This window comes from Rathayibacter sp. AY1C1 (assembly GCF_002932105.1).
Lineage (GTDB): Bacteria > Actinomycetota > Actinomycetes > Actinomycetales > Microbacteriaceae > Rathayibacter.
Window position 1 is genome coordinate 1 of record NZ_PSWH01000036.1, and the last position, 24799, is coordinate 24799.

Consider the following 24799-nt stretch of genomic DNA (forward strand, 5'->3'; position numbering starts at 1 on the left):
CCCCTCGACGGCTCGTCGCGCAGCGACGGCCCCACCCCGCGGCTCGTCGCGCAGCGACGGCCCCGCACCTCACCCCTCCAGCACAGGGTTGATCGCGGGTCCTGGCGGGGTGAGCTGCAAGGCGGAGGAGGGCGCGATACCAGCGGTATCGCAACCGACGACAACGCCGCAGATCGCCCCGCCAGGGCCCGCGATCAAGCGTCGAAGCGGTAGCCGAGGCCGCGGACAGTAACCAGGAGCACCGGCTCCTTCGGCGTCTTCTCGATCTTGGAGCGGATGCGCTTGACGTGGACGTCGAGGGTCTTCGTGTCGCCGAAGTAGTCGCTGCCCCAGACGCGGTCGATGAGCTGGCCGCGGGTGAGGACGCGGCCCGCGTTGCGGAGGAGCATCTCGAGGAGCTCGAACTCCTTGAGGGGCATCGGGGTCTCGACGCCGTCGACTTCGACCGTGTGGCGTTCGATGTCCATGCGGACGGGGCCGGCGACGACGATCCGCTCCTCGCCGGGCTCCTCGGTGCGGCGTCGGAGGACGGCGCGGATGCGGGCGAGCAGTTCGCGGGTGGAGTAGGGCTTGGTGACGTAGTCGTCCGCGCCGAGCTCCAGGCCGACGACGATGTCCACTTCGGAGTCCTTGGCGGTGACCATGATGATCGGGACGGAGGAGCGGGTGCGGATCTCGCGGCAGACCTCGGTGCCGGGCATGCCGGGCAGCATGAGGTCGAGGAGGATCAGGTCGTAGTCGCCCTCGTCGAAGGCGGCGACGGCGCGGTTGCCGTCCTCGGCGACGGTGACGTCGTAGCCCTCGCGTTCGAGCAGGTAGCTGAGGGGCTCGCTGAGGGCGCTCTCGTCCTCGACGAGCAGGATGCTGGTCACGCGTGTTCTCCTATCGGGGCGGTCGCCGCGAAGGGCGTCCGGGCGGGGTCGGCTTCGGGGAGCCGGATGGTGAAGGTGGAGCCGCGGCCGGGCTTGGACCAGACGCGGACGTCGCCGCCGTGGTTCTGCACGGCGTGCTTGACGATGCTGAGGCCGAGGCCGGTGCCGCCGGTGTGGCGGGAGCGGGCCTGGTCGACGCGGTAGAAGCGCTCGAACACCCGGTCGAGGTCCTCCTCCGGGATGCCGATGCCCTGGTCGGTGACGGCGATCTCGACGACTCCGCCGGTGGAGCGGACGCCGATGCCCACGCGGGAGCCGGCGGGCGAGTACTGGATGGCGTTGGCGAGGAGGTTGTGCAGCGCCGAGACGAGCATCTTCTCCTGCCCCACGACGTAGGCCTTCTTCATCCCGCCCTTGACCAGGGTGACGTCGTGCGACTCCGCCATGACGTGGGTGGTCTCGAGCGCCGCCGTGACGACGTCGTCGACGCGGATGATCTCGGCGGAGCCGGCGACGTCGGCGGCCTGGAGGCGGGAGAGCTCGATGATCTCGCGCGTGATCTTCGCGAGGCGGTGCGACTCCTGGGTCAGCCGGTGCGCGAAGCGGCGCACCTGCTGGGGGTCGTCGGCGGCGGAGTCGAGGGCCTCGGCGAGCAGGCCGACGGCGCCGATCGGGGTCTTCAGCTCGTGGGAGATGTTGGCGACGAAGTCCCGGCGGACGGCCTCGAGCCGGCGCGCCTCGGTGTGGTCCTCGGCGATGACGAGGACGTAGCGGGAGCCGAGGCGGGTCGCGTGGACGACGAGCGTCACGGCGGCGTCGGAGAGCGGGCTGGTCGCGAGCTCGAGGTCCTGGACGATGTCGTCGCCGAAGCGGCGGACGCGGTCGACGATGGCGGCGAGGTCGGGGTGGAGCAGCGTGTCCTGCGAGACCAGGCCGAGCGCGACGGCGCGGGTGGACGCCTTCAGCACGTTGTGAGACGGGTCGGTCACGAAGGCGGGCGAGCCGACGGCGTCGATGATCGCCTCGATCCCCTCGGGGAGCCCGACCGAGATCACGTCCTGCGCGATGCGGCCCTGGCGGGCGGCGAGCGTGAGCACGGTCGTCAGAAGGATCCCGATCGCGACACCGAGAACGAGCGACAGAACCACGATCAAGCCCGAATCCACGGACCCAGGCTAACCATCCACCGGGCGTCCCCCTACCGGACTCCCGTCGATCCTCCGGGGGTCGAGTACTGTTCAAACGCTCGGCACCGTCCGTTAACCTGCCTTGGTCATCATAACTGCGCCTGCGCCCACGGAGTGCAGTCGCAGCGGCGTGCGAGGTGCTCGCCGCAGATCCGGCGCCGTCGTCCGCGCGCGCCGTAGAGAGGGTCGAACACAGATGCGCGAAGTTTTCCAGCAGGAGCTGGCCGAGGTCCAGGAACGACTCGTCGAGATCTCCGGACTCGTCGAGATCGCCATCGAGAAGGCGACCCAGGCGTTCAACCACTCCGACGTCACCCTCGCGGAGGAGGTCATCGCGAGCGACGCGCGCATCGACGAGCTGGCCATCAGCCTCGACGAGCTCGCGATCGACATCCTCGCCCGGCAGAACCCGGTCGCCCGCGACCTGCGGATCGTCGTCTCGGCGCTGCGCATCAGCGCGTCGCTCGAGCGGATGGGCGACATCGCCGAGCACATCGCCCAGCTCTCGCGCTATCGCTTCCCCGACAAGGTGGTCCCCAAGAGCCTGCGTCCGACGTTCGTCGAGATGGGCCGCCTCGACGTGGTCGTCGCACACAAGCTGACCGACCTGCTCCGCTCGCAGGACCCGCGCATCGCCGAGGAGATCCGCGACGAGGACGACAAGATCGACGAGCTGCACGTCAGCGTCTTCGACAAGGTGCTCAGCGAGGCGTGGAAGGGCCAGGCCGCCGACACCGTCGACGCGACCCTCGCCAGCCGCTACCACGAGCGCTTCGCCGACCACGCCGTGTCGATCGCCAAGAAGGTCCAGTACCTGATCTCGGGCGACTACTCCTAGTCGACACCTCGGGCTCCGGCCCGTCTCACCGTCCGGCCCGCAGGAACGATCGTCTCCTGCGGGCCGGACGTGTCCGTGCCGTCCCCGTCGGAGCTGCGGACGGGAACGGCCCGCCGGAGTCGAGGACTCGGGCGGGCCGTTCGCGTGTGCGGGGCGGTGCTACTTCTTGGCGCCCTGGGCGGCGACGGCGGCGGCACCGGCGGCCGCGGCCTCCGGGTCGAGGTAGCGCGCCTCCCGGATGGGCTCGAAGTCCTCGTTCAGCTCGTAGACGAGCGGGATCCCGGTCGGGATGTTGAGCTCCGCGATGTCCGAGTCCGAGATACCGTCGAGCGTCTTCACCAGCGCGCGGAGGGAGTTGCCGTGCGCGGTGATCATGACGGTCTTGCCCGAGGCGAGGTCCGGCTTGATGTCGGACTCCCAGTACGGAAGCATCCGCTCGATGACGAGCTTCAGCGACTCGGTGCGGGGCAGGGCGTCGCCGAGGTCGGCGTAGCGCTCGTCGTGCGCCTGCGAGTACTGGTCGTCGTCGTCGAGCGGGGGCGGCGGCACGTCGAAGGAGCGGCGCCAGGTCTGGAACTGCTCGGGGCCGTACTCGGCGAGGGTCTGCGCCTTGTCCTTGCCCTGCAGGGCGCCGTAGTGGCGCTCGTTGAGGCGCCAGGAGCGCTTGACGTCGATCCACAGGCGGTCGGCGACCTCGAGGGCGATGTTGGCGGTCTGGATCGCACGCGTCTGGCGCGACGTGTAGACGATGTCGGGGTGCAGGCCCGCCTCGGTCAGCAGCTCGCCGGCGCGGGTGGCCTCCGCGACTCCCTGCTCGGTCAGGCGCACGTCGACCCAGCCGGTGAAGAGGTTCTTCTGGTTCCACTCGCTGTTGCCGTGGCGCACGAGGATGAGGGTGTAGGTCTCGGACATGCGTCCAGCTTAGAGGCGGCCCCCTCGCCCGCGGATACGCTGGAGAGCATGCCCATCGGAGCCGTCACCCGCGGAACGACGGGCACGAACCGCCTCCGCCGGGTCGACCGCCGGCTCGCCGAGCTGCCCGTCCTGCGCAGCACCGCCTCCCCGCTCGTCGTCGATCTCGGCTTCGGGGCGAGCGCGGTCACCACGCTCGAGCTGCACCGCCGGCTCGTCCGGGCCGCGCCCGACGTCGAGGTGCTCGGCCTCGAGATCGAGCCCGCACGGGTCGACACCGCTCGGCGCCAGCTCGCCCGGGTGAGGGAGGGCGGCACGCCGTTCCCCGCGGACGCGCGCGTGCGCTTCGAGCGCGGCGGCTTCGAGGTTCCCCTGCCCGCGGGGCGGCGGGCGGGCGTCATCCGCGCCTTCAACGTGCTCCGCCAGTACGACGAGGACGCGGTGGAGGGAGCCTGGGCGACTATGACGGACCGCCTGCAGCCCGACGGCGTCCTGGTCGAGGGCACCTGCGACGAGATCGGCCGCATCTGCACCTGGATCGAGGTCGGCCGGGAGGGCCCGCGCTCGCTGACCCTCTCGCTCCGGCTCGCGGCGATCCCCTCGCCGATGACGGCGGCCGAGCGCCTGCCGAAGGCCCTCATCCACCGCAACGTGCCCGGCGAGGGCGTGCACGCCTTCCTCGCCGCCCTCGAGCGGGCGTGGACGCTGAACGCCCCTCTCGCCGTCTACAGTCCGGGTCAGCGCTGGATCGCGGCGGTCCGGGACCTCCGGCCGGAGTGGCCGGTCCTCGGCGGGCCGCGGCGCTGGCGCCTGGGCGAGGTGACGGTCGCGTGGGAGGCGGTCGCCCCCTCCTCCTGAGCGCCGGGCCTGAGCGCCGGGCCTGAGCGCCGGGCCTGAGCACCGGACCTCCTGAGCCCTAGGCGAGCGGGGGCAGGGCGGCCCGCGCCTCGGCGGGAGCGGCGCCGGTCGCCGTGAGCAGGTCGACGACGAGCGGGCGGAGCAGGACGAGCACCGTCTTCTCGGCGAGGCGCGCCTCCGGGATCAGCCGCTGGGGGTCGAGCGTGGTCGCGAGCAGCACGAGGTCCTGACGCGCCAGGGCGAGCACCGACGGATCGGCGACCGCGCGGCCGAGCAGCGCGATGCCCGGGCCGAGGGCGGCGACCGCTCCGGCGAGCGCCGGCCGCGGGGCGCCGTCCCCGACGAGGAAGTCGGTGCGGCGCGCGACGATGCGCAGATTCCGGGTCGCGAGGTCCAGCGCGGACAGCATCACGGCCTGGCGGGAGAGCTCGCCGCGGTGCCGACGGACGAACGGCGAGATCCGGGCGACGCCGGTCGCGGAGTCGAGCGCCGCGATCCAGCCGTCGATGACCGGCTGCGTCCCGCGGATCCGCTCGAGGGCTGCGGTGGACGCCGAGGAGTCGCCCCGGCGGAGCGCCTCGGCCAGCTCCTCCACGGTCCGGCTGAGCGCGGTGAAGAGCCGGTGTGCCTCGGCCCGCGCCGTGCGCAGCGGCGGGCGGGGCACGATCGCCGTGCAGAGCAGCGCCGCGAGCCCGCCGATCAGGCCGTCGACGCTCCGGGTGAAGACGCCTCCGTCCGGCGCAGGGAGGACCATCACCAGCATCGCCTGGGTCCCGGCGGCCACGGCGAACCCCGGCGAGGGCGAGAGGGCCCGGCCGAGCGTGAAGACGACGGCGAGGACGACGGCGAGCTGCCAGACGCCGCTCCCCCACAGCAGGAGCAGGACCTCGCTGGCCGTGATGCCGATGAGCATCCCCGTCGCTGTCTCGGCCACCTGCTTGGGGCGGGTGTCGCGCGCGATGCCGAGGCTCGAGATCGTGGCCGTCAGCGCCAGCACCGGCGCGGGGTGCCCGAGGACGAAGTGCGCGACGGAGTAGGCGAGGGTCGCCGCGAGCACGATCTGCAGCACGGCGGGGAGCGACGCCCCCGCGCGGGCGAGGGCGCGCGCGGGACTCAGCTCGGGGGTCCGGACGAGACCGCGCAGCCGCTCGGCCGCCCGGCCCCGCTCGGCGGGACGTGCGGCCACCACGGCGTGGCCTACCTGGTCGTCGCCCCGAGGCGGGGCAGGCGGGGCACTCCCGCCTCCGCTCCGGCTCCGGGCGGGACCACGACCTCCTGGGCCGCGGCCACGCGCGAGTCGCCGGCCAGCACGGTCAGCTCGAGATCCACCGGGACGCTCCGCTTGACGACCGCGAGAGCGACCGGTCCGTCCTCGTAGTGCCAGGCGCTGGAGGTGACCGTGCCGACGTCGACCGGCTCGCCGCCCTTGAGCGCCGTGACGACGTCGCCGTGGGCGGGGAGGACCGAGTCGGAGCCGTCGAGCTGCAGCAGGACCAGGCGCCGGGGCGGGTGGCCGAGATTGTGCACCTTCGCCACCGTCTCCTGGCCCCGGTAGCAGCCCTTGGCGAGGTGCACGCTCGAGCGGAGGAGGTCGAGCTCGTGCGGGATGGACCGCTCGTCGACCTCGGTCGCGTGACGCGGGCGCCAGGCGGCGATGCGCAGCGCCTCGAGGGCGTCGACTCCCGCGAGGGCCACTCCCACCCCGACGGCCGTCTCCGCGAGGGCCTCGAGGGCCGCTCGCGGGACCAGGACCTCGCGGAGCTCCCAGGAGCCCCCGGGGTGCTCTGTGGTCAGCGCGTACTGCCAGCCGCCCGGCTGGACCTGCGACCACGGGTCGCTCCAGACGACGGGCTCCTCGGCCAGGGACAGGGCGAGCGTCAGGGCCGGCCCGTCGCCGAGGGCGGCGAGGGTCGCGAAGTCGTCGGTGCGGTCGGCGACCTCGACGCGGAGCATGAAGCGCATCCGGTCGAGCCAGGCGGCCAGGCCGGCCGTCTCGTCGCGGTCGAGCAGGAGCCAGGCGGTCTCGCCGTCGTCGACGAGGCGGATGACGTGCTCGATCCGGCCGGTCGGGTCGAGCAGGAGCGTCTCGGCGGACGCGCCGGGAGCGAGGCGCGAGACGGCCTGGCTGGTGAGCGAGTCGATCCAGGTGAGGCGGTCCGGCCCCGTGACGGTCACGACGCCGCGGCCGGAGAGGTCGACGAGCGCGGTGCCCGCGGCGAGAGCGCGCTGCTCGAGGAAGGGCTCGCCGTAGTGGGCGGCGACGCCGGGCTCGGCGACGCTCGTCGTCGCGACGGCGCCCGGGGCGGCCAGGAGCGGGGAGGGCGCGTCAGTCGACACGGGCGAGCCGTCCGGAGGAGTGGGTCCGCAGGCCCTGGCCGAGCGCGGCGATGTCCCACGCCCAGAGCAGGTGGTCGTCGACCAGGCCGTAGAGGCGCGTGGCGGCGGCGTAGTCCTTCGCCGCGGCGGTGCGCATCACCGCGTCGGTCGCGAGGTCGATCCGCGGCCCCTTGACCTGACCGAGGTAGAGCTCGCTGACCCCGTCCGGGTGCACGAGCGAGACCTCGATGTCGAACCCGCCGGCGGCGTTGCGCAGAGTCTCGACGGACTCCGCGTCGGGGAAGGCGGGTGCGCCGCGGCCGGGCAGCATTCCAGGGCCGGCGTCGGAGTCGGTCAGCGCGCGGCTGAGGCGCCAGTAGCCCGTCTCGGTGACCAGGGGCCGGGGCGCCTCCTCGGCGCCCTCCTCGATCAGCCACGTGTAGGAGTTGTAGTTGAGGTACGGGAGGCCGTCGTAGCTGAAGCTGATGCGATGGCCGAACTCGGCCTGGACGGAGTCGTCGCCGATCGTGTAGTCGATGACGCCCGAGCCCTCCCAGACGCCGAGAAGCCAGGACAGGGGGACGAGCTCGGGCGGCAGGCCCGACGGAAGCGAGATCACTCGGGCTCCGGCGGCGGCTAGCGCTGGCCGCGGTAGAGCTTGTAGACGACCACGCCGGAGACCCACGCGATGGCGAGGGAGGCGAGCCCGAGCAGACCGAGGTAGAAGAGTTCCAGGGCGAGAAGCATGCGCTCATCCTACCCGCCGCCTCCGACGCAGGGGCGGGGCGGACGCGGCCGCTCAGGCGGTGCGGATCCGGGCGCTCGGGACGGGAGGGCGCGACTGCTCAGGCGGGGAGGAGGAGGGCGATCCCGCTCGCGACCGCGACCACGGCCATCGCTCCGACGATGCTCGTCATCGCGCGGAGGAGGTACCCCTCGGCGCGGGCCACGGCGAGCTGCACCGCGAAGGTCGCGAGCACGCAGCCGCCGAACGTCAGCGCGAGCCAGAGCTGCCGGGACTCCGGAGCGGCGATCGCCAGCGTCAGCACGGAGCCCGCGAGTGCGAGCGCCCAGACGACTCCGATGCCCACCCGATCCCTGCCCATCCGACAATTGTGCCCCAGGCGGACGCCCCTCCCGGCCCGCCGCTAGTATTGCGGGCAGACCAGTTCTGGAGGATCCGTGGCGCAGTTGTTGATACTGACCTCGGCGGGAGGCGCCGAGGTGCTCCCCGCACTGGGGCTCCTCAGCCACCGGACCCGGCAGATCCCCGCGGAGCCCGCCCAGCTCGTGAACGCCCCGAGCTGCGATCTGATCCTGGTCGACGCGCGGCAGGACCTCGCCAGCGCCAAGTCGCTCTGCAAGATCCTCACGACCACGGGCATCAACGTCCCCCTCATCCTGATCCTCACAGAGGGCGGGCTCACGGCCGTCTCGGCCGACTGGGGCGTCAACGACGTCATCCTCGACTCGGCCGGCCCCGCCGAGGTCGACGCCCGCATCCGCCTGGTGATCGGCCGGCTGGCGCAGGAGCAGTCGACCTCGCGCATCCAGGCGTCGGGCGTCGTGATCGACGAGGCCAGCTACTCCGCCAAGGTGCACGGGCGCCCGCTCGACCTCACCTTCAAGGAGTTCGAGCTCCTCCGCTTCTTCGCCACGCACCCCTCGCGCGTCTTCACCCGCGAGCAGCTGCTGAGCGAGGTGTGGGGCTACGACTACTTCGGCGGCACCCGCACGGTCGACGTGCACGTGCGGCGCCTCCGCGCGAAGCTCGGCGACCTGGAGTCGCTGATCGGCACGGTCCGCAACGTCGGATACCGCTTCAACGTGTACGAAGAGGACAATGAGCGAGTCGCTCAACCTGTCCGTTGAGGACCTGGCCGATCCCGCGGTGGCGGCCGGCCTCGAGCACCTGATCGGGCGCGCCGCCTGGTTCGACCACCAGCCCCCCTTCAGCGACCAGACACTCGTCGACGCCCGGGCCGGCTCGCGCACCCTCCTCGTGGGGCTGCGCGCGGACGTGGTCGTGGCGGCGGCGATCCTCGGGCAGGGCGAGCTGGAGTTCGTCGTCGATCCGGAGTGGCGCGGGGTCGGCTTCGGCACCGCGACCCTGGAGCAGGTCCTCGCGAGCGGCCGGACGGGCCTGCTCGCCTGGGCGCACGGCGACCACCCCGCCGCCCGGGCCCTCGCGGCCTCCCACGGCTTCGCCCCGGTGCGCACCCTCCTGCACCTCGAGCTCGAGCCGCTCGCCGCCCCCGAGGTCCGCGTCCCCGAGGGCGTCGTCCTCTCGGACGCCCGCGACCTCGCTCCGGCCGAGTGGATCGCCCTGAACGCGCGGATCTTCGCCGCGCACCCCGAGCAGGGGCGGATGACGGAGGAGGACCTGGCGGCCCGCCGCGCCGAGCCGTGGTTCGACGAGGGCGACTTCCTCCTGCTCCGCGACGCCGACGGCACGCTCCTCGGCTACGACTGGCTCAAGATCGAGCCCGGATCGACGACCGGCGAGATCTACGTCCTCGGGGTCGCCCCCGAGGCGGCCGGACGGGGACTCGGCCGCACCCTGCTGAACGCCGGGCTCGCGCGGATGCTCGAGCGCGGCTGCACCACGGCCGACCTCTACGTCGAGGCCGAGAACCGGTCGGCGGTGGCGCTCTACCGCTCGCTGGGGTTCACGGACGCCTCCGTCGACGTGCAGTACCTGCAGCGCGCCGCGCCGCTGCGCTGAGCCGGCACTCCTCCACAGGGCCTCACCCGGCCCCTTTCATCCGGCATTCACGAGCGGCGGCGCGGAGCGGACGGACGCGGTGCCAGGATGGTCGCATGGACGGCGACAACCTGCTTCTCGAAGACGGTCTCAGCGATGACCTCGACGACGACTTCGACGACGAGGAGGAGCACTCGGACCCGCTCCTCCCCGACAACCGCTACCTCGACCGGGAGCTGAGCTGGCTCGCGTTCAACCAGCGCGTGCTCGAGCTCGCGGAGGATCCGCTGGTTCCGGCGCTCGAGCGGGCGAACTTCCTGGCGATCTTCTCGTCCAACCTCGACGAGTTCTTCATGGTCCGGGTCGCCGGCCTCAAGCGCCGCATCCTCACGGGGCTCGCCCTGCCGACGAACATCGGCCGCGTGCCGGTCGACGTGCTGACCGACATCTCGGAGAAGGCGCACCTGCTGCAGCAGCGCCACTCCCGAGCGTTCAAGGAGCTCGTCGAGCCCGCCCTGCGCGACGGCGGCATCGACCTTGTCCGCTGGGACGAGCTGAGCGACGCCGAGCGCACCGTGCTGGACGACTACTTCTCGGCCCAGGTGTTCCCGGTGCTGATGCCGCTCGCGGTCGACCCGGCGCACCCGTTCCCCTACATCTCCGGCCTCTCGCTCAACCTCTCGGTGCGGGTGCGGAACCCGAAGACGCAGAAGGTCGAGTTCGCGCGCCTCAAGGTGCCGCAGATGCTCCCCCGCTTCGTGCGGATCGCCGGAGTCGCGGCGCCGGGCGAGCCGATGCGGTTCATCTCGCTCGAGGACCTGATCGCCAACCAGCTGGACGACCTGTTCCCCGGCATGGAGATCCTCGACCACCACGTGTTCCGGGTGACGCGCAACGAGGACGTCGAGGTCGACGAGGACGAGACCGAGAACCTGATCAAGGCCCTCGAGAAGGAGCTGCTGCGCCGCCGGTTCGGCCCGCCCATCCGCCTCGAGGTCACCGACGACATGGACGACGAGACGCTGGGCCTGCTGGTCCGCGAGCTCGACATCACGACGCAGGAGGTCTACAAGCTCCCGGCCCCGCTCGACCTCAGCGGGCTCTTCAGCCTGCAGAAGATCGACCGCCCGGACCTGAAGTACCCCAATCACGTCCCGACGACAGCGGTGCAGCTCTCGCCCAGCGAGCCCAACCAGCGGCAGGACGTCTTCAAGGCCGTCTCCCGCGGCGACGTGCTCCTTCACCACCCCTACGAGTCCTTCGCGACGAGCGTGCAGTCGTTCCTCGAGCAGGCGGCGGCCGATCCGGACGTGCTCGCGATCAAGCAGACGCTCTACCGCACCTCCGGCGACTCCCCCATCGTCGAGGCGCTCATCGACGCGGCCGAGTCGGGGAAGCAGGTGCTCGCCCTGGTCGAGATCAAGGCGCGCTTCGACGAGCAGGCGAACATCTCGTGGGCGCGCAAGCTCGAGAAGGCGGGCGTGCACGTGGTCTACGGGCTCGTCGGGCTGAAGACCCACTGCAAGCTCGCGCTCGTCATCCGCCAGGAGAAGGGCGGAGTGCTCCGCCACTACTCCCACATCGGCACCGGCAACTACAACCCGAAGACCTCGCGCATCTACGAGGACCTCGGACTCCTGACGGCCGACCCCGAGGTCGGCAAGGACCTCACGCGTCTGTTCAACGAGCTCTCGGGCTACGCGATCGAGAAGAAGTTCAAGCGCCTGCTCGTCGCGCCGCGCCACCTGCGGAAGGGCCTGCTCAAGCGGATCGCCGCCGAGACCGAGAACGCCCGCGCGGGGCGCCCCTCGGGCATCCGGATCAAGGTCAACTCGATCGTCGACGAGTCCGTGATCGACGCGCTCTACCGCGCCAGCCAGGCCGGCGTGCCGGTCGACGTGTGGGTGCGCGGCATCTGCGGGCTGAAGCCCGGCCAGGAGGGGCTCTCCGAGACCATCCGCGTGCGCTCGATCCTCGGCCGCTACCTCGAGCACTCCCGCATCTTCAGCTTCGTCAACGGCGGCGAGCCGGACGTCTTCATCGGCAGCGCCGACATGATGCACCGCAACCTCGACCGCCGCGTCGAGGCTCTGGTGCGGATCGTCGAGCCGGCGCACCTCAGCGAGATCGACGACATGTTCGAGCGGGCGATGGACGAGCGGACCGCCTCCTGGTGGCTCGGCCCGGACGGCGACTGGACGCGGCACCACCTCGACGAGGAGGGCGCTCCGCTCGCCGACCTCCAGAACCAGCTGATGCAGCACATCACCCATCGCAAGCGCGCGGCGACACGGTCCGCCAACCGGGCCTCCAGCCGCTGACGCCCGTGACGGGCACCGTCTACGCAGCAGGAGCGGTGTGCTGGCGGATCATCGAGGGCCGCCCGCACATCCTCGTGATCCACCGGCCGCACCGCCGGGACGTCAGCCTGCCCAAGGGCAAGGTCGACGCGGGCGAGTCCCTCCCGGAGACCGCGGTCCGCGAGATCCGCGAGGAGACCGGGCTCTCGGTGGCGCTCGGGGTGCCGCTGGGGTGCACCGAGTACACGCTGCCGAGCGGGCGCCCGAAGGCCGTCTACTACTGGGCGGCGCAGGTGACCGAGAAGGCCGTCCTGGCGTCCGACTTCCTCCCGAACGACGAGGTCGAGGCGCTCGAGTGGGTGACGCTCAAGCGGGCCCGGAGCTACCTGACCTATCCGCACGACGTGACGATCGTCGACGAGTTCGCCCGGATCGCCGCACGCGGTGCGCTCGAGACCTTCGCGATCGTGGTCCTGCGGCACGCGAAGGCGGTGCCCGCCTCCTCCTGGGACGGCCGCGACTCCACCCGCCGCCTCACCGGGCGCGGCCGGGTCGAGGCCGCGGCCGCCGCTCAGGCCGTGGCCGCCTGGCGCCCGCGCCGCCTCGTCTCGAGCACCGCCAAGCGCTGCCGGTCGACCATCGCCCCGCTGTCCGGTCTGGTCAGGAAGCCGGTCAAGCTGCGCGACGACCTCAGCCAGGAGGCGCACGAGCAGGGCACCGCCGACGTCCGCGCCCTCGTCGGCAAGCGGGTCCGCGCCCGCCGCACCGCCGTCCTCTGCAGCCACCGGCCGGTGATCCCCGAGATCCTGCGCGAGATCGCCCTCGCCACGGCGACCCCTCTCGGCGCCTACCTCGACGAGGCGGCAGCGCTCCCGACCGGCGGCTTCGCCGTGGTGCACCTCTCCACCGGGCACCCCGGCTCCGGCATCGTCGCGATCGAGACGCACACGCCGCTGGCCTGACCCGCCCGGGCGCTGCGCGACCGGCTCGACGGGTCCCTCCGGACCGGGCCGGTCGCGCCGCCGGGACCCGCCCGACGCACCGCGCCTTCCCCGCCGCCCCGTCGCTCCGCAATCCCCGAGGCGGACCCGTTCACCGCGCGTTCACCGAGCGGTCGGTGCCAGGACACGACCCCTCCGTACTCTCGCTCGCGGGCTGCACCAGGCCCTGTTCTGTTTTCCACGCTTTCCTACCCGAAAGGGATACTTGTGAGATTCTCGCGTCTCGGCCAGGCGGCCGTCGTCGCCGCCGTCGCAGCGATCACGCTGACCTCCTGCGCTGCCAACGAGGCACCGGCCGCAGGCGGCAGCTCCGGCTCCGCCACCACCTCCACGCTCTCCGGCACCATCACCGGGATCGGCTCGTCCGCTCAGGGCACCGCGCAGACCACCTGGGCCGCCGCGTTCCAGACCGCGAACCCCGAGGTCACGGTCAACTACGACCCGCAGGGCTCCGGCGCCGGCCGCACCAACTTCATCGACGGCGCCGCCGACTACGCCGGCTCCGACTCCGCGCTCAAGGACGAGGAGCTCGCGGGCACCTTCGCCGCCTGCGCCCCCGACACCAAGGCGATCGACCTCCCGGTCTACATCTCGCCGATCGCGGTCATCTTCAACGTGGAGGGCGTCGACGAGCTCAAGCTCGACGCGGCCACCATCGCGGGCATCTTCAAGGGCACCATCACCTCCTGGGACGCCCCGGAGATCAAGGCCCTGAACCCCGACGCGACCCTCCCGTCGGCGAACATCACCTCCGTGCACCGCTCGGACGACTCGGGCACCACGCAGAACTTCACCGACTACCTCGCGGCCACCGCGAGCGACGTCTGGGACGCTCCCGCCGCGCAGACCTTCCCGTACCAGAGCGGTGACGGCGCCAAGGGCACCTCGGGTGTCGTCGACGCGGTCAAGAACGGCACCAACACGATCGGCTACGCCGACGAGTCCGGCGCCCAGGGCATGGACATGGCCCAGCTGAAGGTCGGCGACGCGTTCTCGACCATCTCGGCCGACGGAGCCGCGGCGGTCGTCGCCGCCTCGCCCATCGCCGACGGCCGCGAGGACAACGACCTCGCGATCAAGATCGACCGCACCGGCACCGAGGCGGACGCCTGGCCGATGGTCCTGGTCAGCTACCTCATCGTGTGCCAGGAGTACGCGGACGCCGACAAGGGCGAGGTCGTCAAGTCCTTCGCCTCCTACGTCGCGAGCGAGGAGGGCCAGGAGGCCGCCGCCGCTCAGGCCGGCTCCGCTCCCCTGAGCTCCGAGCTCGCCTCGACCGTCGCCACCGCGATCGAGTCGATCAAGTAGTCCCACCGGCAGGGCCCGTCTCGCAGCACGATCCGCGGGACGGGCCCCGCCTGTGCCGGGCTCGACCCACCGGACGCCCCTCCGAGCCCTAGCATCTCCCTGTGCGCCCCGCCGAACCCCCTCGTCTGAAGAGAGTCCCCTGGAATGGCAACTGAGACCGTCGTCCGCCCGAAGGCGAAGGTGCGTGTCGGAGATCGGGTCTTCTCGATCTCGACCGTCGCCGCCGGCTCCCTCATCCTCCTCGTCCTCGCCGCCGTCGCGATCTTCCTCATCGCGCAGTCGATCCCCGCGTTCACCGCGCCGGCCGGCAGCCTCCCCGGCGACGCGACGAGCTTCTGGGCCTACGTCGGCCCCCTGGTGTTCGGCACGGTCTGGTCGGCGGTGATCGCCCTGGTGATCGCCCTGCCGCTCTCGATCGCGATCGCCCTCTTCATCTCGCACTACGCGCCGCGCCGCATCGCGATGGCCCTCGGCTACGTGGTCGACCTCCTCGCCGCCGTCCCCTCGGTGGTCTTCGGCCTCTGGGGCGCGACCGTGCTGGCGCCGATGGTGCAGCCCTTCTACCTCTTCCTCAACGTGAACATCGGCTGGTTCCCGCTCTTCGGCGGCCAGGCGTCGGGCACCGGCAAGACGATCCTCACCGCCTCGGTGGTGCTGGCCGTCATGGTCATCCCGATCATCACCGCGGTCTGCCGCGAGATCTTCCTCCAGGCCCCGCGCCTGCACGAGGAGGCGGCGCTCGCGCTCGGCGCGACCCGCTGGGAGATGATCCGCATGGCCGTCCTGCCCTTCGGCGCCCCGGGCATCGTCTCGGCCGCCATGCTCGGCCTCGGCCGGGCCCTCGGCGAGACGCTCGCCGTCGCGATGGTGCTCTCGCCCGCGACGGTCGTCTCCTTCCTCCTGCTCACCTCGCAGAACTCGAACACCATCGCCGCGAACATCGCGCTGCAGTTCCCGGAGGCGAGCGGAGTCGGCGTCAACGTCCTCGTCGCCTCGGGCCTCATCCTCTTCGTCATCACCCTCGTCGTGAACTCGGTCGCGCGGTTCATCGTCAACCGCCGCAAGGCCTTCTCGGGAGCCAACTGATGTCCGCCGCCACCTCGTCGATGCCCTTCTCGCTGCAGGCGGGCAAGCTGCCCAAGGGCACCCCCTGGATGCTGCTCGTCGGCAGCTGGGTCGTGTTCGCCGCCGTCTTCCTGATCCTCCAGGCGGCCGGCATGATGAACGACTTCAGCCTCGTCGGCGCGATCTTCTGGGGCACCGTCCTCTTCGACGTCGCCATCTACGTGGTCTCGCGCCTGGTCGAGGGCGGCCGCAAGGCTGTCGACCGCCTCGTGACCTCGCTGGTCGCGACCGCGTTCATCATCGCGCTGCTCCCGCTGATCTCCCTGCTCTACACGGTCGTCTCCAACGGAGTCGCGCGGTTCGATCCGCTCTTCTTCTCCTCGTCGATGCGCAACGTCATCGACGCGGGCGGCGGCGCCCTCCACGCGATCATCGGCACGCTCGAGATCACGGCCATGGCCGCGCTGATCTCGGTGCCGATCGGCCTGCTCACCTCGATCTACCTCGTCGAGTACGGCCGCGGCCACCTCGCCCGGGCGATCACCTTCTTCGTCGACGTGATGACGGGCATCCCCTCCATCGTCGCGGGCCTGTTCGCCTACGCGCTCTTCGCGCTGCTCCTCGGGCCCGGCGTCCGGATGGGCTTCGCCGGCTCGATCGCCCTCGCCGTGCTGATGATCCCCGTGGTCGTCCGCTCGTCGGAGGAGATGCTGAAGCTGGTCCCGAACGAGCTGCGCGAGGCGTCCTACGCCCTGGGCGTGCCGAAGTGGCTGACCATCGTCAAGATCGTGCTGCCGACCTCCATCGCCGGCATCACGACGGGCATCACCCTCGCGATCGCCCGCGTCATCGGCGAGACCGCCCCGCTGCTCATCGTCGCCGGCTTCACCGCGTCGATGAACTACGACCTCTTCAGCGAGCGGATGATGACCCTCCCGGTCTTCGTCTACACGCAGTACGCGAACCAGGGCCCCGACGCCGAGGCGTTCCTCAACCGGGCCTGGACCGGCGCGCTGGCCCTCATCCTGATCGTCATGGCGCTGAACCTGGTCGCCCGCCTGATCGCGAAGATCTTCGCCCCCAAGCTCGGCCGCTGACACCCACCACTCGGCTCCGGCCGGAATCCCCGAAGGAAGCAATGTCCAAGCGCATCGAGGTCAACGACCTCAACGTCTACTACAGCCAGTTCCTCGCGGTGGAGGGCGTCTCGCTCGCCATCGAGCCCCGCACGGTCACCGCCTTCATCGGCCCGTCCGGCTGCGGCAAGTCGACCTTCCTCCGCACGCTCAACCGCATGCACGAGGTCATCCCCGGCGCGCATGTCGAGGGCGAGGTCCTGATCGACGGCAACAACCTGTACGGCCCGGGCGTCGACCCGGTGCAGGTCCGCCGGCAGGTGGGCATGGTCTTCCAGCGCCCCAACCCGTTCCCGACGATGTCCATCCGGGACAACGTGCTGGCCGGCGTGAAGCTCAACAACCGCCGCATCTCGAAGTCGGACGCGGACGCGCTCGTCGAGCGCTCGCTCCAGGGCGCGAACCTCTGGAACGAGGTGAAGGACCGCCTCGACAAGCCGGGCTCCGGTCTCTCCGGCGGCCAGCAGCAGCGTCTGTGCATCGCCCGCGCGATCGCCGTCTCTCCCGACGTCCTCCTGATGGACGAGCCCTGCTCCGCCCTCGACCCGATCTCGACCCTCGCGATCGAGGACCTCATCGAGGAGCTCAAGAACGACTACACGATCGTCATCGTGACCCACAACATGCAGCAGGCCTCGCGCGTCTCGGACCGCACCGCGTTCTTCAACATCGCGGGCACCGGCAAGCCGGGCAAGCTCATCGAGTACGACGACACCGCGACGATGTTCTCGCGGCCGTCCGTCCAGGCGACCGAGGACTACGTCTCGGGCCGCTTCGGCTGATCCGCCGCAGACGAGAGCGAGCCGCGTCCCTCCGGGGTCGCGGCTCGCTCTCGTTCCACCGCGTTCCCTCCGGGAACGAGAAGAGCCGCACTCCGTCATGGGAGTGCGGCTCTTCTCGTGCTCGGGCCGTCAGGCGATGTCGATCGCCAGTATCGGATCGGTGGTCGGAGTCGGCGAGCCGCCGGCGTCCTCGACCGTCACGGCGACGACTCCGCCCTCGGTCAGGCTCCCCTCGAGCGGGGCCACGGTGCTGCCCTCTCCCCCGTCGAACGTCCCTGCGGCGACCGGACCGGATGAGCCGATGTACCAGAGCTCGTAGGTCTTGTCCTCCGGCAGCGGCGCCAGGTCGTCCACCACGAGGGCGGAGCGGCCGAGCGAGCTCGACCAGACCAGCGTCGCCTGCTCGCCGGTGGCGACCGTGCCGGTCGTCTCCTGCGCGTCGGGGGCGCTGCGGATCTGCTCCAGAGCCGTCTGCTGCTGCGTCTGGCCGGGGCCGGACGAGAGCAGCGGCGGAAGGGTCACTCCGCCGACCACGATCACCGCGGCGGCCGCGGCCGCCGAGAGGTAGACCGCGGGGCGGGCGAACCAGCGGCTCCGGGCGCGGTTCGCGGCGCTGCCGCCACCGTCCCGGCGAGCCGTCGGACCGCTCCGCTCGCCCTCGGAGGCGACGGGGACCAGACGGGGCGCGGCGGGCGCCTCGTGGTCCTCGTCGGGCTCCTCCAGCGGCAGCTGCGGAGTGGTGGCGATGAGCGCCATCAGGTCGGCCTTGAAGCCCGGCGAGGGCTCCACGGCGGGTGCGTCGGCGACCAGCGCCTCCGCCACCTCGGCGAACGCGTCGGCCTCGCAGCGCGCCTCCGGGTGCTCGGAGAGGAAGCGCTCGTAGCGCTCCTGCTCCTCGGGCGTCAGGATGCCCAGTGCGTGACCCGCCGCGAGATCGCGCGGGTCTTCCATCCCGTCGGGGAGTCGCACATCGTTCACAGGGCCACCCCCATCTCTTCTCGAAGTCTGATCATTCCGTCACGCAGGCGTGTCTTGACGGTTCCCACGGGGCACTGCAGGATCCCCGCGATCTCGCTGTGCGAGTATCCGCCGTAGTAAGCGAGCTGCAGCGCCTGCCGCTGCAGTTCCGTCAGGCGGCCCATGGCGGCCGCGACCTTCTCGTGCTCGAGGGACACCTCCGCCTGCTCGGAGACCTGGTCGTAGTCGCGTCCGAGGTCTCGGATTCCGATGCGCATGTCCCGATCACGGCCGGCTTGAGCCGCGCGGACCCTGTCGATGGCCCTGCGGTGTGCCATCGTGAGGATCCAGGTCGTCGCGCTTCCTTTATTCGGAGCGAAACGCCCAGCGGTTTGCCAGATCTCGAGGAAGACCTCCTGGGCCACCTCCTCGGACTGGGAGCGGTCGACGAGGACGCGGATGATCAGGCCGAGGACCCGGCCGGCCATCTGGTCGTAGAGCGCGGCGAACGCGGCCTGCTCTCCCCCGGCGATGCGCTCGAGGAGGACAGCCGCCTCCGCAGTGGTGTCGTCCGTCATCAGCCCCGCCTCGCCCGCGCCCGGGCTGAAAGATTCCGCGTCATCCAGAAGGCTGTCACGGCCAGGCCTGCAACGACGACCGACACCTCGATCGGATGCGTCACGAATCGGACATCCAGCGCCAACGTGCCGATCGGCACGAGCGCGGGGTCGCCCAGCCGGGGGGCCAGCCAGAGCGAGATCACGGCCACCGCCGCAGCGGTGATGCCCGGATAGCTGCGCGGGCGGATGAGGACCCAGAGCCCGGCGAGCACGTCGAGGACCGCGAGGACGCGCATCACCGTGCCCTGCGAGAGCGAGACCCCCGCGGCGAACTGGGCGCCCTCCGCGTCGTCGACGCTCGGGGCGGCGAGGAGGTAGAGGGCGGCGACGACCAGCAGCCCCGCCCCCGCCCAGACGCGCGCGCCGATCCGGAGAGCTCTGCTGTTCTTCATTCCGCTGGCGCCTGTCTATGGGGACTCGGGCGAGGATCGACTCCTCCTGGGCCCTCGCCTCGCGCACCGTGGCGGCGATGCGAGCAGAGAAGGGGCCGGACCGCAGGAACGCCTCTCGGCGCGAGGCCGCTCGAAGCGGCTATAAGTGGAGCCCGGGGTTACTGCGATCCGGCTTCCGCCAGTCTACCAAAGGCCTCCGCGGTGGCGGCGAGCGGCGTTCGCAGTGGGTGAACGCGGGTTGCGCGTCACTCCAGGGAGTCGCTCCGCCACAGCCGCGCGCAGCTCACGAGCTCGGCCGCGGTGGTCGAGAGGCGCAGGGCGCGGGTGGTCAGCTCGCTCGCCCGGACGGGGTTCACCGGCTCCACGTCGTCGGCGACCGAGACGGCTCCGGAGGCGCTCACGCGGCAGAACGCCGCGGCGCGGTCCAGTGCCACCGCGAAGTCGCCGTCGAAGACGCCGCGGAGGATCCGGTCGGCCAGCTCGGTGATCTCGGCCGGCCCCGTGGGAGTGCTGGCTCCGGCGACCACCGGGTCGATCGTGGCGGACAGTTCGACTCCGCGCTGGTAGAGGAAGCTCGTGCTCTCCGGGTCCTGCCGGATGACCAGCCGCAGCAGGTAGATCCGCCAGAGGGCGCCCGGCAGGCTCGCCGCGCTGGAGCGCGCCCAGAGCTCGGCCAGCGCGTCGATGCCGTTGTGGTCGGTGTACTCGACCAGGCGGTCGATGACCACCGGGTCGGGGTCGTTCCGGACACGGCTCAGCAGCGCGATCGCGGTCTCGTGGGCGACGCGGCTGATCTGCGCCGGGTCCTCTCCTCCCTGGAACGCCTCGAAGACGTGGGAGGGGAACTTGGTCGGCTTGTGGAAGCCGTCTGTCATGGGGCCGCCTTCCGCGGTCGTGCGCGCGGACGCTCTCGCGCTCGCGCTCCGTAGGGGGTTCGAGGAGGGTAACGCCCGCGGCTGGGCGGGTATGCCCGCGCGGAGGACGCGGTCCGCTCCGGGATCGTCCGCGCTCCGGGCCGCACCTGCTCCGGGCCGCACCTGCTCCGGGGGGCGTCGACGGCCCGCTACCCTGGAGCGCGCGGGCCTCTAGCTCAGTTGGCAGAGCAGCGGACTTTTAATCCGCGGGTCGTCGGTTCGAGCCCGACGGGGCCCACCACACGACCGCCTGGTCGCGCTTTCCGGACAGTGCCAGGGCGCAGCCAGGTCGCCGCACTACCGTGCAGAGGTGCTGACCGTCCTCCGCGTCCTCCTGCGCCGGCCTCGGCTGTGCGAGGCGTGCCGCGTCCGGCCGGCCCGCCGCCGTGACCCGTTCTGCTCGACGGATTGCGCGAAGACGTACTACCTCTACCTCTGACGCCTCGTCCGGGCCGCAGTGCTCCGCGACGACGTCACTCGTGGCAGAGCGACCACACCTCGTCCGGGTAGTCACGGACCTTCTCGCCGACGAGCAGGCGCCAGCGGCCGTCCTGGTGCTCGAGCAGGCGGCCGGTGACGACCTCCGAGAGCCAGTCGGAGTCGATCCGGTACCAGCGGACGAGGCGGACGGTCGTCGCAGTGTGCGAGACGCGAGTCGTCATCGCGGGAGTCCCTTCTCGAGGAGGGAGCGGGGTGCTGGAACCAGCGGAGCGTTCGACGCGCGAACGGGGGGATGACCCGCGCCGGGACGACTCCGTTGTCGACCGGCCGGGAGACTGCGGCGGGCATCCGGCGGACCGGATGCCAGGAACTCTAGACGACCGCGCGGACGGTGTCTGTCCCGTCGCCGGTCACAGCGGAGCGGCTCCGTTCAGCAGGCTCAGGGGTGGACGGTGCAGCCGGCCGAGCGCGTCTGCCGGAACGCGGCCGCTTCGCGGGTGCGGGAGCGGAGCCTCCTCGCGCGGCGGCGGAGGAGCCGCTCGCTCGGGCCGAAGGCTCCGGATTCGAGGAGCTGGCGGAGGGACAGGGTCACCTGCCGGGCCAGACGGGGATCGATGCGGCCGGGGATCCGGATCGCGTCGATGAGGTCGAGGGCGTTGCGCGTGGTGCGGGAGATCGCCATGACGGAACCCTAGGGACGCCGGGGCGCGGTGTGCGCGCCCCGGACGGGGGCGCCGACGGGGACTGATGCTCAGCCCCGGGGCGCCCCGGCGGGATCAGTCGCGCCCGTTGCTGCCGTCGCCACGGCCCGTGGAGGACTGCAGGCGGTCGATGTGCTCGGAGGCCTGGGCCTTGGTGAGGTCGGCGGGCAGGGTCTCGCCCGCCTCGCGCGCGAGGGTGTCGAGGTAGCTGCGTTGCGGGCCGGTCATCGGCTCATCGCCGGTGACCCAGTCGGACGGGTCCTTGCTGGCGCTGGTGTCGCTGCCGTCGTCGGCACGGGCGCCGAGGACGTCGCCCTCGGTCTTGACATCGGGATCGGTGGTGTTGTCATCGCTCATGGTGCGACCGTACGCCCGACCACCGACGCCGACGAGGGCTTGCGGAGCGGGCCCGGGCGCCCCGCTTCACGAGCCGAGCAGCGCGTGCGCGACGGTGAAGATGACCAGCCCGGCCAGGGAGCCCACGACGGTGCCGTTGATCCGGATGAACTGGAGGTCCTTCCCGACCTGCAGCTCGAGCTTCTCGGACGTCTCGCGCGGGTCCCAGCGGTGGATGGTGTCGCCGATGATGCTGGCGATGTCGGTGCGGTAGCGGTCGACCAGGTTGGCCGCGACCGATCCGATCCAGGAGTCGACGGTCGCCGCGAGGCCGGCGTCGGTCGAGAGCCGGCGGCCCAGATCGACCACGATCGACTCGATGCTGCCGCGGAGGGGGCTCGACGGGTCGTCCATCGCGCCGAGGAGGGAGGCCTTCGTCGCCTCCCAGGCGTCCCCGGCGAGCTCGCGGACGCGCGGGCTGTCGAAGGCGCGGTTCTTGATCTCCTCGACCCGGGCGATCAGGTCGGGGTCGGTGCCCAGATCCTGCGCGAGCGTGGCGAGGTAGCCGTCGATCGCGATCCGGAACGGGTGCACCTGGTCCTCGCGCACCGCCGCGACGAAGACGAGCGCCTCGCGGTACAGCCGCTCGTCCACCGCTCGGCTGACCGCGGAGGGCAGCCAGCTCGGCAGGCGGCCGCTGACCATGCGGGTGAAGCTCTGCGGGTTCGCGGTCAGCCACGCCTCCGCCTGCTCCACCAGCGTGTCCACGAGGCGCCGGTGGTGGCCCGCCTCGACCACGCTGCCCACCAGCGAGCCCAGCGGCGGGCCCCACTGCGGGTCGAGGAGGTGGCGCCGCGCCAGCGCCTCGATCACGCGCTGCACGTCGGAGTCGTCCAGCAGGGCGATCGCCGAGCGGACGGCCGCGGCGCTCTCGCCGCCGACCCGGTGCGCGTTCTCCGGCTCGGCGAGCCACAGCCCCGCCCGCCGGGCGATCCCGAAGGAGTCGAGCTTCTCGCGCACGATGGCGCCGCGGAGGAAGTTCTCCTCGACGAACTGCGCGAGGCTCGCGCCGATCTCGTCCTTCTTGGTCGGGATGATCGCGGTGTGCGGGATCGGCAGGCCCAGCGGCCGCCGGAACAGCGCGGTCACGGCGAACCAGTCGGCGAGCGCGCCGACCATCCCGCCCTCGCTCGCGGCCCGGACCCACTGCAGCCACGGGTAGCGCTCCTGCAGGGCGAACGACACGGCGAAGACGACGGCCATCACCACGAGCAGGCCCGTGGCGAGCCGCTTCATCCGGACGAGGGCGACGCGCTTGGCCTCGTCGTCGCGCCCGACGGCCGCGAGGGAGGTCATGACGCGGTGGGGAACCCCTCGTGGCGGATGCCCCACGCGACGGTCCACTCCTCGCCCGGCTCGAGCCAGCGCAGGCCCTGCCCGCTGTTGAACGCCTCTGCCGGAGCGGTCATCGGCTCCACGGCGATCGCGGTCTTCACGTCGTCGCCGTCGGGGAAGATCCGGGTGATGAAGACCTGGATGAAGTTGTGCGAGGCGTCGGCCCAGAGGAGCACGCGGCGGCCGTCCGCGGCGCGGAGGCCGTGCACGCTCTCGCCGTCGACCATCCGGACGTCGGCCCAGGCGTCGTCGAGCTCCAGGTCACCGATGCGGCGGCCGGAGCGGAGGTCCCACTCGGTGCCCTCGACCGGGTTCTGCACGGTGGGGTTGAGGCGCTCGTCGACCTCGATGTGCACCGCCGCGTCGACGGTGATCTCGAGCTCGTCGGTCGGGACGTCGCCGATGGCGAGGAAGGGGTGCGTGCCGATGGCGACGGGCGCCTCGTCGGCTCCGACGTTGACGACGCGGTGGACGACCTTCAGCCCGTCGGCCTGCAGCTCGTAGCGGACCGAGGTCTCGAGGTGGAACGGGTAGCCCGCCTGCGGCACGACCGGCGCGGCCAGCTCGACGAAGGACGGGCCCTGGTCGACGAGGCGGTACGGGGTGCTCACCAGGAGGCCGTGGATGGCGTTGTGGTACTTCGGCTCGGTGATCGCGAGCTGGAGCGTCTCGCCGCGGTGGTGCCAGCGCCCGTCCTTGACGCGGTTGGGCCAGGGCATCAGGACGATGCCCGAGCCGAACGGCGGGACGGTGCTCTCCGGGTAGGAGGCGGTGATCTCCACTCCGTCGACCGAGAGGTGGCGCAGCGCTGCGGCCACCTCCGTCACGACGGCGTGCAGGGTGCGTCCCTCGGCGGTGAGGTCGAGCGAGAACTGGCGCCCGGTGGCGGGGGCGGGGGTGAAGTCGGCCATTCCTCGATTCTACGGACTGACGCGCTCGCCGAGTGTCCGGCAGCGGGTGACCGCGAGCCCCGCCTCCTCCAGAGCGGCGACGACTCCGTCGGCGGCCCCCGCCCCCGTGAGCAGACGGTCGAACTCGTCGGGAGCGGCGACCCGGCCGAGGTCGACCACTCCGAGCTTCGAGGAGTCCGCGACCACGACCCGGCGGGTCGCCGCCTGCAGCATCCGGCGCTTCAGGGTCGCCTCCGGGAGGTTGACGTTGGTGACGCCGGCCTCGGGGTGCACGCCGGTGCAGCCGATGAAGGCGATGTCGGCGCGGATCCGCTCGAGCAGCTCGGACGCGAGCGGCTCGACCAGCGAGTGCTGCAGCGGCCGCAGAGTGCCCCCGGTGACGACGACCGTGAAGCGCGGGATGGCCGGCTCGAGCGCCAGCGCCGTGGAGAGGCCGTTCGTGATCACCGTGACGTCGCGCAGCTCCTCCCGCGCCACGAGCGCGTGCGCGATGGCGAGCGGGGTGGTGCCCACGTCGAGCACGATGCTCTGCCCGGAGGAGACGGAGGCGGCGGCCTCCTCGCCGATCGCGGCCTTCTCGTCGGAGGCGGCGCTCAGGCCCTCCTCGAGCGAGCGCTCACCGGTGGGCCTCGGCGCCGGGATCGCCCCTCCGCGCACCCGCTGGAGGACGCCCTCGCTCGCGAGCAGGGCGAGATCGGAGCGGACCGTGACGACCGAGACCCCGAGCATGTCGGCCATCGGGGCGACCCCGACGAAGCCCGAGCTCTCGGCGGCCAGACGCAGCCGCAGCCGGCGCTCGATCGCCGACGTGGACTCCTGCTCGCCGTCCGTCCTCATCCGCCCATCGTGCCCG

27 protein-coding genes and 1 tRNA gene are annotated in these 24799 nt (G+C 71.8%); 11 read left to right on the forward strand and 17 right to left on the reverse strand.

Features of this window, described 5'->3' with window-relative positions; genetic code table 11:
- Positions 1 to 194: 194 nt before the first annotated feature.
- Positions 195 to 872, reverse strand: coding sequence for a response regulator transcription factor (locus C5C71_RS14475; protein ID WP_104227263.1), 678 nt, complete (start codon positions 870 to 872; stop codon positions 195 to 197).
- Entirely contained in the window at positions 869 to 2038 is a 1170-nt protein-coding gene (locus C5C71_RS14480) for a cell wall metabolism sensor histidine kinase WalK (protein WP_104224692.1), read from the reverse strand. Before C5C71_RS14480 ends, C5C71_RS14475 begins: the two co-directional genes overlap by 4 nt.
- Before the next feature lie 217 nt (positions 2039 to 2255).
- On the opposite strand from C5C71_RS14480, the gene phoU reads away from it, so the two are divergent.
- Positions 2256 to 2897 (forward strand): phosphate signaling complex protein PhoU, encoded by a 642-nt coding sequence (phoU, locus tag C5C71_RS14485; protein ID WP_104224693.1) that lies wholly within the window; start codon positions 2256 to 2258, stop codon positions 2895 to 2897.
- A 159-nt stretch (positions 2898 to 3056) separates the two neighbouring features.
- On the opposite strand, the gene C5C71_RS14490 is transcribed toward phoU, so the two are convergent.
- Entirely contained in the window at positions 3057 to 3809 is a 753-nt protein-coding gene (locus tag C5C71_RS14490) for a phosphoglyceromutase (protein WP_104337942.1), read from the reverse strand.
- A 48-nt stretch (positions 3810 to 3857) separates the two neighbouring features.
- Between C5C71_RS14490 and C5C71_RS14495 the strand changes: the two genes are divergently transcribed.
- Positions 3858 to 4667 carry a class I SAM-dependent methyltransferase gene (locus C5C71_RS14495; protein WP_104337943.1) on the forward strand — a complete coding sequence of 270 codons (810 nt, stop codon included), beginning with the start codon at positions 3858 to 3860 and terminating at the stop codon, positions 4665 to 4667.
- A 58-nt stretch (positions 4668 to 4725) separates the two neighbouring features.
- On the opposite strand, the gene C5C71_RS14500 is transcribed toward C5C71_RS14495, so the two are convergent.
- The 4 genes from C5C71_RS14500 to C5C71_RS14515 all read right to left on the reverse strand — a co-directional run bounded on the left by C5C71_RS14500 (position 4726) and on the right by C5C71_RS14515 (position 8089).
- Positions 4726 to 5856: an aromatic acid exporter family protein gene (locus tag C5C71_RS14500; RefSeq protein ID WP_104337944.1), complete on the reverse strand. Its 1131-nt coding sequence runs from the start codon at positions 5854 to 5856 to the stop codon at positions 4726 to 4728.
- A gap of 8 nt (positions 5857 to 5864) precedes the next feature.
- A complete protein-coding gene (locus C5C71_RS14505; RefSeq protein WP_104337945.1) occupies positions 5865 to 7004 on the reverse strand; it encodes a folate-binding protein YgfZ in 1140 nt (379 codons plus the stop codon).
- Entirely contained in the window at positions 6994 to 7602 is a 609-nt protein-coding gene (locus C5C71_RS14510) for an FABP family protein (RefSeq protein WP_104224698.1), read from the reverse strand. Before C5C71_RS14510 ends, C5C71_RS14505 begins: the two co-directional genes overlap by 11 nt.
- Positions 7603 to 7828: 226 nt before the next feature.
- Positions 7829 to 8089, reverse strand: a complete 261-nt coding sequence (locus C5C71_RS14515) for a hypothetical protein (RefSeq protein ID WP_146076503.1) — start codon at positions 8087 to 8089, stop codon at positions 7829 to 7831.
- Between the two features lie 76 nt (positions 8090 to 8165).
- Between C5C71_RS14515 and C5C71_RS14520 the strand changes: the two genes are divergently transcribed.
- The 8 genes from C5C71_RS14520 (at position 8166) to pstB (ending at position 17279) form a co-directional block, all read left to right on the forward strand.
- Complete coding sequence (locus tag C5C71_RS14520; protein WP_104224700.1) at positions 8166 to 8855, forward strand: winged helix-turn-helix domain-containing protein; 690 nt, start codon at positions 8166 to 8168, stop codon at positions 8853 to 8855.
- Positions 8827 to 9708: a mycothiol synthase gene (mshD, locus tag C5C71_RS14525; RefSeq protein WP_104249369.1), complete on the forward strand. Its 882-nt coding sequence runs from the start codon at positions 8827 to 8829 to the stop codon at positions 9706 to 9708. The genes C5C71_RS14520 and mshD overlap by 29 nt, the downstream gene beginning before the upstream one ends.
- Positions 9709 to 9803: 95 nt before the next feature.
- Positions 9804 to 12008 (forward strand): RNA degradosome polyphosphate kinase, encoded by a 2205-nt coding sequence (locus C5C71_RS14530; protein ID WP_104224702.1) that lies wholly within the window; start codon positions 9804 to 9806, stop codon positions 12006 to 12008.
- 5 nt (positions 12009 to 12013) lie between these two features.
- A complete protein-coding gene (locus C5C71_RS14535; protein WP_104224703.1) occupies positions 12014 to 12949 on the forward strand; it encodes an NUDIX domain-containing protein in 936 nt (311 codons plus the stop codon).
- A 246-nt stretch (positions 12950 to 13195) separates the two neighbouring features.
- A complete protein-coding gene (gene pstS, locus C5C71_RS14540; RefSeq protein ID WP_104224704.1) occupies positions 13196 to 14296 on the forward strand; it encodes a phosphate ABC transporter substrate-binding protein PstS in 1101 nt (366 codons plus the stop codon).
- Positions 14297 to 14440: 144 nt separating this feature from the next.
- Entirely contained in the window at positions 14441 to 15382 is a 942-nt protein-coding gene (gene pstC / locus C5C71_RS14545; RefSeq protein ID WP_104227270.1) for a phosphate ABC transporter permease subunit PstC, read from the forward strand.
- Positions 15382 to 16458: a phosphate ABC transporter permease PstA gene (gene pstA / locus C5C71_RS14550; RefSeq protein WP_104224706.1), complete on the forward strand. Its 1077-nt coding sequence runs from the start codon at positions 15382 to 15384 to the stop codon at positions 16456 to 16458. The genes pstC and pstA overlap by 1 nt, the downstream gene beginning before the upstream one ends.
- Before the next feature lie 41 nt (positions 16459 to 16499).
- Positions 16500 to 17279 carry a phosphate ABC transporter ATP-binding protein PstB gene (pstB, locus tag C5C71_RS14555; RefSeq protein WP_104224707.1) on the forward strand — a complete coding sequence of 260 codons (780 nt, stop codon included), beginning with the start codon at positions 16500 to 16502 and terminating at the stop codon, positions 17277 to 17279.
- A gap of 129 nt (positions 17280 to 17408) precedes the next feature.
- Here pstB and C5C71_RS14560 read toward each other — a convergent pair whose 3' ends face one another.
- The 4 genes from C5C71_RS14560 to C5C71_RS14575 form a co-directional block, all read right to left on the reverse strand.
- Positions 17409 to 18257, reverse strand: a complete 849-nt coding sequence (locus C5C71_RS14560) for an anti-sigma factor domain-containing protein (RefSeq protein WP_146084477.1) — start codon at positions 18255 to 18257, stop codon at positions 17409 to 17411.
- Positions 18254 to 18814, reverse strand: a complete 561-nt coding sequence (gene sigK, locus C5C71_RS14565) for an ECF RNA polymerase sigma factor SigK (RefSeq protein WP_104224709.1) — start codon at positions 18812 to 18814, stop codon at positions 18254 to 18256. Before sigK ends, C5C71_RS14560 begins: the two co-directional genes overlap by 4 nt.
- On the reverse strand, positions 18814 to 19248 hold the full coding sequence (locus C5C71_RS14570) for a hypothetical protein (RefSeq protein WP_104224710.1): 435 nt from the start codon (positions 19246 to 19248) through the stop codon (positions 18814 to 18816). The genes sigK and C5C71_RS14570 overlap by 1 nt, the downstream gene beginning before the upstream one ends.
- Positions 19249 to 19493: 245 nt before the next feature.
- A complete protein-coding gene (locus tag C5C71_RS14575) occupies positions 19494 to 20123 on the reverse strand; it encodes a DNA-directed RNA polymerase subunit beta (RefSeq protein ID WP_104261007.1) in 630 nt (209 codons plus the stop codon).
- Positions 20124 to 20327: 204 nt separating this feature from the next.
- Here C5C71_RS14575 and C5C71_RS14580 point away from each other — a divergent pair.
- A tRNA-Lys gene (locus C5C71_RS14580) sits at positions 20328 to 20403 on the forward strand.
- A 232-nt stretch (positions 20404 to 20635) separates the two neighbouring features.
- Here C5C71_RS14580 and C5C71_RS14585 read toward each other — a convergent pair.
- The 6 genes from C5C71_RS14585 to C5C71_RS14610 all read right to left on the reverse strand — a co-directional run bounded on the left by C5C71_RS14585 (position 20636) and on the right by C5C71_RS14610 (position 24783).
- Positions 20636 to 20824, reverse strand: a complete 189-nt coding sequence (locus C5C71_RS14585; RefSeq protein ID WP_104224712.1) for a hypothetical protein — start codon at positions 20822 to 20824, stop codon at positions 20636 to 20638.
- Between the two features lie 218 nt (positions 20825 to 21042).
- Positions 21043 to 21285 carry a hypothetical protein gene (locus C5C71_RS14590; protein WP_104324502.1) on the reverse strand — a complete coding sequence of 81 codons (243 nt, stop codon included), beginning with the start codon at positions 21283 to 21285 and terminating at the stop codon, positions 21043 to 21045.
- A 94-nt stretch (positions 21286 to 21379) separates the two neighbouring features.
- Positions 21380 to 21661 (reverse strand): DUF3072 domain-containing protein, encoded by a 282-nt coding sequence (locus C5C71_RS14595; RefSeq protein WP_104337947.1) that lies wholly within the window; start codon positions 21659 to 21661, stop codon positions 21380 to 21382.
- Positions 21662 to 21727: 66 nt separating this feature from the next.
- Entirely contained in the window at positions 21728 to 22996 is a 1269-nt protein-coding gene (locus tag C5C71_RS14600) for a DUF445 domain-containing protein (RefSeq protein WP_104324503.1), read from the reverse strand.
- Positions 22993 to 23946 (reverse strand): aldose 1-epimerase family protein, encoded by a 954-nt coding sequence (locus C5C71_RS14605; protein ID WP_104263066.1) that lies wholly within the window; start codon positions 23944 to 23946, stop codon positions 22993 to 22995. Before C5C71_RS14605 ends, C5C71_RS14600 begins: the two co-directional genes overlap by 4 nt.
- Before the next feature lie 9 nt (positions 23947 to 23955).
- Complete coding sequence (locus C5C71_RS14610) at positions 23956 to 24783, reverse strand: DeoR/GlpR family DNA-binding transcription regulator (RefSeq protein WP_104224717.1); 828 nt, start codon at positions 24781 to 24783, stop codon at positions 23956 to 23958.
- Positions 24784 to 24799: the final 16 nt, after the last annotated feature.

Coding starts and splice junctions, on each gene's coding strand:
- pstA (WP_104224706.1), top strand. CDS start 15,382: ATGTCCGCCGCCACCTCGTCGATGCCCTTCTCGCTGCAGGCGGGCAAG.
- mshD (WP_104249369.1), top strand. CDS start 8,827: ATGAGCGAGTCGCTCAACCTGTCCGTTGAGGACCTGGCCGATCCCGCG.
- C5C71_RS14570 (WP_104224710.1), bottom strand. CDS start 19,248: ATGAAGAACAGCAGAGCTCTCCGGATCGGCGCGCGCGTCTGGGCGGGG.
- phoU (WP_104224693.1), top strand. CDS start 2,256: ATGCGCGAAGTTTTCCAGCAGGAGCTGGCCGAGGTCCAGGAACGACTC.
- C5C71_RS14515 (WP_146076503.1), bottom strand. CDS start 8,089: ATGGGCAGGGATCGGGTGGGCATCGGAGTCGTCTGGGCGCTCGCACTC.
- C5C71_RS14605 (WP_104263066.1), bottom strand. CDS start 23,946: ATGGCCGACTTCACCCCCGCCCCCGCCACCGGGCGCCAGTTCTCGCTC.
- sigK (WP_104224709.1), bottom strand. CDS start 18,814: ATGACGGACGACACCACTGCGGAGGCGGCTGTCCTCCTCGAGCGCATC.
- C5C71_RS14490 (WP_104337942.1), bottom strand. CDS start 3,809: ATGTCCGAGACCTACACCCTCATCCTCGTGCGCCACGGCAACAGCGAG.
- C5C71_RS14530 (WP_104224702.1), top strand. CDS start 9,804: ATGGACGGCGACAACCTGCTTCTCGAAGACGGTCTCAGCGATGACCTC.
- C5C71_RS14585 (WP_104224712.1), bottom strand. CDS start 20,824: ATGACGACTCGCGTCTCGCACACTGCGACGACCGTCCGCCTCGTCCGC.
- C5C71_RS14575 (WP_104261007.1), bottom strand. CDS start 20,123: ATGACAGACGGCTTCCACAAGCCGACCAAGTTCCCCTCCCACGTCTTC.
- C5C71_RS14590 (WP_104324502.1), bottom strand. CDS start 21,285: ATGGCGATCTCCCGCACCACGCGCAACGCCCTCGACCTCATCGACGCG.
- C5C71_RS14610 (WP_104224717.1), bottom strand. CDS start 24,783: ATGAGGACGGACGGCGAGCAGGAGTCCACGTCGGCGATCGAGCGCCGG.
- C5C71_RS14600 (WP_104324503.1), bottom strand. CDS start 22,996: ATGACCTCCCTCGCGGCCGTCGGGCGCGACGACGAGGCCAAGCGCGTC.
- C5C71_RS14495 (WP_104337943.1), top strand. CDS start 3,858: ATGCCCATCGGAGCCGTCACCCGCGGAACGACGGGCACGAACCGCCTC.
- pstC (WP_104227270.1), top strand. CDS start 14,441: ATGGCAACTGAGACCGTCGTCCGCCCGAAGGCGAAGGTGCGTGTCGGA.
- pstB (WP_104224707.1), top strand. CDS start 16,500: ATGTCCAAGCGCATCGAGGTCAACGACCTCAACGTCTACTACAGCCAG.
- C5C71_RS14595 (WP_104337947.1), bottom strand. CDS start 21,661: ATGAGCGATGACAACACCACCGATCCCGATGTCAAGACCGAGGGCGAC.